General features: G+C 68.3%; 5 protein-coding genes and 2 pseudogenes. All 7 read right to left on the bottom strand.

The window, feature by feature from the left end:
- Window positions 1-46: 46 nt before the first annotated feature.
- Window positions 47-1,420: a glucose-6-phosphate dehydrogenase gene (locus I59_RS13250; RefSeq protein WP_022904277.1), complete on the bottom strand. Its 1,374-nt coding sequence runs from the start codon at window positions 1,418-1,420 to the stop codon at window positions 47-49.
- Between the two features lie 198 nt (window positions 1,421-1,618).
- On the bottom strand, window positions 1,619-2,035 hold the full coding sequence (locus I59_RS13245; RefSeq protein WP_022904276.1) for a cytochrome c oxidase subunit 4: 417 nt from the start codon (window positions 2,033-2,035) through the stop codon (window positions 1,619-1,621).
- A gap of 4 nt (window positions 2,036-2,039) precedes the next feature.
- Window positions 2,040-3,779, bottom strand: coding sequence for a cytochrome c oxidase subunit I (gene ctaD / locus I59_RS13240; protein WP_022904275.1), 1,740 nt, complete (start codon window positions 3,777-3,779; stop codon window positions 2,040-2,042).
- A 12-nt stretch (window positions 3,780-3,791) separates the two neighbouring features.
- The gene (gene coxB / locus I59_RS13235) at window positions 3,792-4,691 is read right to left on the bottom strand and encodes a cytochrome c oxidase subunit II (protein WP_022904274.1); all 900 of its coding nucleotides are present in this window, start codon (window positions 4,689-4,691) and stop codon (window positions 3,792-3,794) included.
- Between the two features lie 245 nt (window positions 4,692-4,936).
- Window positions 4,937-5,314 carry an iron-sulfur cluster assembly accessory protein gene (locus tag I59_RS13230; protein ID WP_022904273.1) on the bottom strand — a complete coding sequence of 126 codons (378 nt, stop codon included), beginning with the start codon at window positions 5,312-5,314 and terminating at the stop codon, window positions 4,937-4,939.
- Window positions 5,315-5,546: 232 nt separating this feature from the next.
- Window positions 5,547-6,596: pseudogene (locus tag I59_RS13225) on the bottom strand (M20/M25/M40 family metallo-hydrolase); the annotation flags it as partial.
- Window positions 6,592-6,810: pseudogene (locus I59_RS21510) on the bottom strand (alpha-amylase family glycosyl hydrolase); the annotation flags it as partial. The pseudogenes I59_RS13225 and I59_RS21510, both read right to left, overlap by 5 nt.
- Window positions 6,811-6,825 lie beyond the last annotated feature (15 nt).

The raw sequence follows: 6,825 nt of genomic DNA, 5'->3' as shown, positions 1-6,825 counted from the left end.
TCCCGTCCGTGCAGTGCGCCCGTTCAGGGCGCGGCGGTCACGTCCGTCAGGACGAGCTCACCCAGTCGGCCGGCCCGCGCGAACCGGCGCGGTACTCCTCGAGCGGGACCTCGTTCGCCTTCCAGGCGTCGACGACCGGCTCGACGATCTCCCAGCAGCGCTCCGCGACGTCGCCGCGGATCGAGAGCAGCGGGTCGTCGTGGAAGATCCCGTTGAGGACCTCGCCGTAGGGCGTCAGCTCCCCGTCCGCGAAGGACGACGACAGCGTGACCTGGCCCATCTCGAACGGGTTGCCGCCGCCGTTCGCCGACACCGTCAGCTCGATCTCGTCCGGGTTCAGCACGATGCGGAGCGTGTCCGTCTTCGGGCGGCCCGAGAGGCCGGAGGGCAGGCGCGTCACCGGCTTGAAGGTGATCAGCACCTCCTTCCGGCTGGCGCCGAGGGCCTTGCCGGACCGCAGCGTGAACGGCACGCCCTTCCAGCGCGCGGTGTCGACCTCGACCGAGATCTCGGCGAGCGTCTCCGTCTGGCGCGACTTGTCGACGCCGTCCTCGTCCTGGTACGACGGCAGCTCCTTGCCGTCGATCGTGCCGGCCGTGTACACCGCTCGGCGCGACGCGACCTTCGGGTCGCCGCCCTTGAGCTCGGTCGAGCGGAGCACCCGGGCCAGGGACGAGCGGAACTCGACCGCGTCGATGTCGGCCGGGGCGTCCATCGTCACGATGCCGAGGATCTGCAGCAGGTGCGACTGGATCATGTCGACCATCGCGCCGGCCTCGTCGTAGTACTGCGCGCGGTTCTCGAGCCCGAGGGTCTCGTCGTAGAAGATGTCGACCTTCTCGATGTTCTCGGCGTTCCAGATCGGCTCGAACAGACGGTTCGCGAAGCGCAGGCCGATGATGTTGAGCACCGTCGTGCGACCGAGGAAGTGGTCGGTGCGGTGGACGCGCTCCTCGGGGACGAGCTTGAGGACGGTCTCGTTGAGGGCCTTCGCGCTGTCGACGTCGGTGCCGAACGGCTTCTCGAAGGCGAGGGTCGTGCCCGCGGGCAGCTCGACCTCCTGGAGGGCCTCGCAGATGTCGGAGGCGATCTGCGGCGGGAGGGCGAAGTAGAGGATCGGCTCGGAGTCCGCCGCGGCGAGGAGCGCCTCGAGGTGCTTCGGGTCGGTCGGGTCTCCCTGGATGAACTGCGTCGACTCGAGGGTCGCGTCGACCTCCGGGCCCTTCACGTCCTGCGACGCGAACGACTTCGTGACGACGTCCTTCCACTGCTCCTCGCTCCGGGCGCTGCGGCCCGTCCCGATCAGCTGGACGGGGACCGCTCGACCGCTCTGCAGGAACGTGCCGAGGCCCGGCAGCAGCAGGCGGGAGGCGAGGTCGCCCGTCGCGCCGAAGATGATGAGGGTGCGCTTGTCGGTCACCTGAGGTGACTCCTTTCGCTGTGGTGGGGGTGGTCCGTTCCGAGTCAAGCCGGGAGCGGGCCGTGTTGTTCCCAGTCCGAGGGCCGGGGAGTCTGGTGGAGTGCGCCGCGCGGCGAGCCGAGTCCGCCGCGCGGAGTCCGGACGCACTTCGGGCGGCACCGGATGTGGTGCCGCCCGAAGGTCGTCAGGGGTGCGGGGTCAGTGCCCGAAGTTCCCGCGGTAGTACTCGTAGACCCAGCCCACGAGCGTCACGGCGACGAACGCCATGCCGATGGGGACGAGCCAGAGGCCGGCCGCGACGCCGAGGAAGATCACACCGACGGCCGCCGCGAGGAGGATCGGCCACCACGACCACGGGCTGAAGTGCCCGAGCTCGGCGTCGCCGTCCTCGATGTTGGCGTCCGGACGGTCCTCGGGCAGCACGCCGCCCTGGGAGGACATGACCTTGCCGAGGTAGAACGCGATGAACGCGGACATGATCCCGGTGAGTCCGATGGACACCGTGCCGACCCATTCCGGGTGGGAGTAGGTGATGACAGCCCAGATGGTGTACGCCGCATCCGCGAGGATGAAGAAGACGAACAGGATCCAGAACAGGTTGGTGTTGGCGCGCATGGCGTTACTTCACCTCGCCCTTCGCAGCGTCGTAGGTCGGAGCGTCCGGGGCGTCCTTCGCCGGACCCACACCGATCGGCACGCCGGCCTCGGGGTGGTTCAGGTCGAACGCCGGGGACTCGGAACGGATCCGCGGGATCGACGTGAAGTTGTGCCGCGGCGGCGGGCAGCTGGTCGCCCACTCGAGCGAACGGCCGTAGCCCCAGGGGTCGTTCACGGCGACCTTCGGTGCGTTCCGGGCGGTGACGTAGATGTTGAAGATGAACGGCAGGAACGAGATCGCGAGGATCATCGAACCGATCGTCGACAGCTGGTTCATCCAGGTGAAGCCGTCGTTCGGCAGGTAGGTCGCGTACCGACGCGGCATGCCGATGACGCCCAGCCAGTGCTGGATGAGGAACGTCGTGTGGAACCCGATGAACAGCAGCCAGAAGTGGATCTTGCCGAGGCGCTCGTTGAGCATCTTGCCGGTCCACTTCGGCCACCAGAAGTAGAACCCGGCGAACATCGCGAACACGACGGTGCCGAAGACCACGTAGTGGAAGTGCGCGACGACGAAGTACGAGTCGGACACGTGGAAGTCGAGCGGCGGCGACGCCAGGATCACGCCGGTGAGACCACCGAAGGTGAAGGTGATGAGGAAGCCGACCGACCAGAGCAGCGGGGTCTCGAAGGTCACCGAGCCGCGCCACATGGTGCCGACCCAGTTGAAGATCTTCACGCCCGTGGGGACCGCGATGAGCATCGTCATCAGCGAGAACCACGGGAGCAGGACGCCACCGGTGACGTACATGTGGTGCGCCCACACCGTGACCGAGAGGGCCGCGATGGAGATGGTCGCGTAGATGAGGGTCTTGTACCCGAAGATCGGCTTGCGGCTGAAGACCGGGAAGATCTCCGACACGATGCCGAAGAACGGCAGCGCGATGATGTAGACCTCCGGGTGGCCGAAGAACCAGAAGAGGTGCTGCCAGAGGAGCGCACCGCCGTTCGCCGGGTTGAAGACCTGGGCGTTGAACACGCGGTCGAGGCCGAGGCCGAAGAGCGCCGCCGCGAGGACGGGGAAGGCCATCAGGACGAGGAGCGCGGTCACGAGGGTGTTCCACGTGAAGATCGACATGCGGAACATGGTCATGCCCGGCGCACGCATGGTGATGATCGTCGTGATGAAGTTCACCGCGCCGAGGATCGTCGAGAAGCCGGTCATGCCCAGGCCGAAGACCCAGAGCGTCCCACCGAGGCCGGGTGTGAACGTCGTGTCACTCAGTGGCGCGTACGCGAACCAGCCGAACGACGCGGCGCCCTGCGGGGTGAGGAAGCCGCCGACCGCGATGAGCGCGCCGAAGACGTAGAGCCAGAACGCGAAGCCGTTGAGTCGCGGGAAGGCGACGTCCGGCGCCCCGATCTGCAGCGGCATGACCGCGTTCGCGAAACCCGAGAAGAGCGGCGTCGCGAAGAGCAGCAGCATGATCGTGCCGTGCATCGTGAAGAGCTGGTTGTACTGCTCCTTCGTCGCGACCACGTGCAGGCCGGGCTCGAAGAGCTGGGCACGGATGACGAGCGCCATCACACCCGCGAGCAGGAAGAAGATGAACGACGCGATCAGGTACATGTACCCGATGGTCTTGTGGTCGGTGGAGGTGATCCACCGGACGATGATGTTGCCCTTGCGGCCCACCTTCGACGCCTGGAAGTCCAGGGTCGTGGTGCCTGCCGCCGGCTGGCCGACGAGCGACGTGGTCATCTGACGGAGCCCCTACTCGTTCTCGGACGCCGTCACGGGCGCCTTGTTGTTCGGTTCGTTCGTGTTGGTGTTGTACTCGTCACCGAGGAGGCCGACCTTGCCCTGCTCGGTCAGCTTGTCGAGGTACGCCTGGTACTCGTCCGGCGTGACGACCTTCACCTGGAAGAGCATGAGCGAGTGGTACTCGCCGCAGAGCTCGGCGCACTTGCCCTGGTAGGTGCCGAGCTTCTCCGGGATGAAGTACTCGTCGTTCTGCTTGCCGGGGATCATGTCCTTCTTGTAGAGGAAGTCGATCACCCAGAAGGAGTGGTTCACGTCGCGCGACGAGAGCTCGATGTGCACCTTCTTGCCCTGGGGCAGGTACAGGGTCGGCAGCTGCGACTCGTCGATGGCGCCCTTGCCGTTGTCTTCTTCCTGGGCCTGGATGCCCTGGTAGTAGACGCTCTTCGACTGGTCGGACTCGTTGATGTAGTTGAAGTCCCACGCCCAGCGCTTGCCGTACACGTGGATCGTCGCGTCGGCCTTGGCGAACGGGCGCTCGATGTCGGCCTGGTCCTTCGCGGTGAAGGCGAAGAAGCCGAGCACGAGGATGAGCGGGACGATCGTGTAGAAGATCTCGAGCGGCATGTTGTACCGCATCTGCACCGGGAGGCCGGTCTGGCCCTTGCGGCGGCGGTAGACGATCGCGGCCCAGATGATGAGGCCCCAGACGATCAGGCCCACCGCGAGCAGCACGACCCAGCTCGTGGTCCACAGGCCGACGATGCGGCTCGTGTGGTTCGTGACGTTCTTCGTCTCCTCCGTGCCGGGGAGCCATCCGTTGAGCTGCTGCTGCGTGCAGCCAGCCAGTGCGATGACCAGACCGACGGCCACCGGGATGGCCGCCCAACGTATACGGCGATTCGAACGCACTGTTACCTCTCGGAGTGACGTGAAGCCGGATGAGCCGCGACACGAAGGTCGCTCATGGCTCACTCCCAGCTCGGTTGGAACACTCCTAGCTTACTCGCAGCCGGGGACAGCTCGCGCACACGTGTGGCCCGCGTTGCCCCGATCCGCGAGCTCGACGACCGCCCTGACCACGAGAAACGCGAGCGGGGAGCGACCAGTCCGGTCACTCCCCGCTCGCGTGTCGCCCGTGGTGCGGGCCGTCGGCGTCAGTGGAAGCTGTCGCCGCACGCGCAGCTGCCCTGCGCGTTCGGGTTGTCGATGGTGAAGCCCTGCTTCTGGATGGTGTCCTCGAAGTCGATCGTGGCGCCGTCGAGGTACGGGACGCTCATCTTGTCGACGACGACCTCGACGCCGGGCTCGAACCCGGCCGTGGTGTCGCCGTCGAGCAGGCGCTCGTCGAAGTAGAGCTGGTAGATGAGACCGGAGCAGCCGCCGGGCTGGACCGCGAGGCGCAGGCGGAGGTCGTCGCGCCCTTCCTGCTCGAGGAGGCTCGCCACCTTGGCCGCAGCCGCGTCGCTCAGCTGCACACCGTGCGTCGCCGTCTCGGTCGCAGCGGTCTGCGCTTCGGTGATGGTGTCGCTCATCGCGCGTCTCCCTCCGGGCCGGTGCGGATCACCGTGCCCCGGGTCGATTGTAAGCACGCCCCGCCGACGGGCGCAGCAGGTCACGGCGGCGCTGTGGACGGAGCAGGCCTGTGGACAGTGGTGAGGACGGACGGACGGGAGGCCCGTGGCGGGGTCGCCACGGTCCTCCCGTCCGTCGTCACGCGCGTCAGCGCGCCCGGAGCGAGCGCGTCAGCGTGCCTGAGCGAGCGCGTCAGCGTGTCGCGAGCCGCGCCAGGAGGATCGTCTCCGACGCGATCGCGCGGTGCAGCACGCCGAGGTGCTGCGACTCGTTCGGGCTGTGCGCACGGGTGTCGGGGTCCTCGACGCCGGTCACCAGGATCTGTGCCTCCGGGAACTCCGCGGCCAGGTCGGAGACGAACGGGATCGACCCGCCGATCCCCTGCTCGACCGCCTCGGCGCCCCAGCCCTCGCGCATCGCGACACGGGCGTCCTGCAGGGCCCACCCGGCGGTGTCGACGAGGAACCCGTCGCCGGCGTCCGGCTCGCTGAGCTCGAGGTGCGCGCCGAACGGCACGTGCGCGCGGAGGTGGCGCTCGACGGCGTCGCGCGCCTCGACCGCCGACTGGCCGGGTGCGACGCGGACGGAGATCCGGGCGCTCACGGTCGGCAGGAGCGTGTTCGACGCGTTGGCGACGCTCGGGACGTCCATGCCGGTGACGGTGATCGACGGCTGGAACCACATGCGGCTGAGCACCGGGCCGGTGCCGACCGGGCGGACACCGGGCAGGAGCGCGGCGTCCGCGGCCAGCTCGTCGTCGGAGCGCTCGGGGACGTCGGCGTCGTACGAGGTGAGGCCCTCGACCGCGACCGAGCCGTCGTCGTCGTGGAGCGAGGCGAGCAGGCGCACCATCGGGATCATCGCGTCCGGGGCCGCGCCGCCGAACATGCCGCTGTGGCTCGCGTGCTCGAGGGTCGTCAGGGTGAGCTTGAAGGTGACGTTGCCGCGGAGCGACACCGTGATCGAGGGGACCTCGGCGGACCAGTTGTCGCTGTCGGCCACGACGATCACGTCGGCGGCGAGGTGCTCCTTCTGCTCGCGGAGGAACGTGCGGAACGACCGTGAGCCGAACTCCTCCTCGCCCTCCACGAACAGCACGACACCGAGGTCGAGGTCGTCGCCGAACTGCGCGTGCAGGGCCCGGAGGGACGCGATGTGGGTCATCACGCCGGCCTTGTCGTCCGAGGCACCGCGGCCGTAGAGGCGGTCGCCGCGGAGGGTCGGCTCGAACGGCGGCGTCTCCGAGCGGGGACGGGAAGAACGGCGAGAGCCACACCGCGTCGACGCCGAGCGAGGAGAGGTAGGGCACCCGCGACGTGATCCCGACCACGTCGCCGAGTCCGTCGCCGTCCGCGTCGGCGAAGCTCCGCGGGTAGACCTGGTAGACGACGGCGTTCCGCCACCAGTCGGGGTCGGCGGTGCGGGGCGTGCTGGCGGGCGTCCGTGGCGTGCTCACGCGGCCGACGATACC

Origin of the sequence: Curtobacterium sp. B8 (assembly GCF_000333315.1) — a bacterium.
In the GTDB taxonomy this organism is placed as follows: domain Bacteria; phylum Actinomycetota; class Actinomycetes; order Actinomycetales; family Microbacteriaceae; genus Curtobacterium; species Curtobacterium luteum.
Note: the sequence above shows the minus strand (reverse complement) of the source record. Positions and strands in the feature narration are given on the sequence as shown.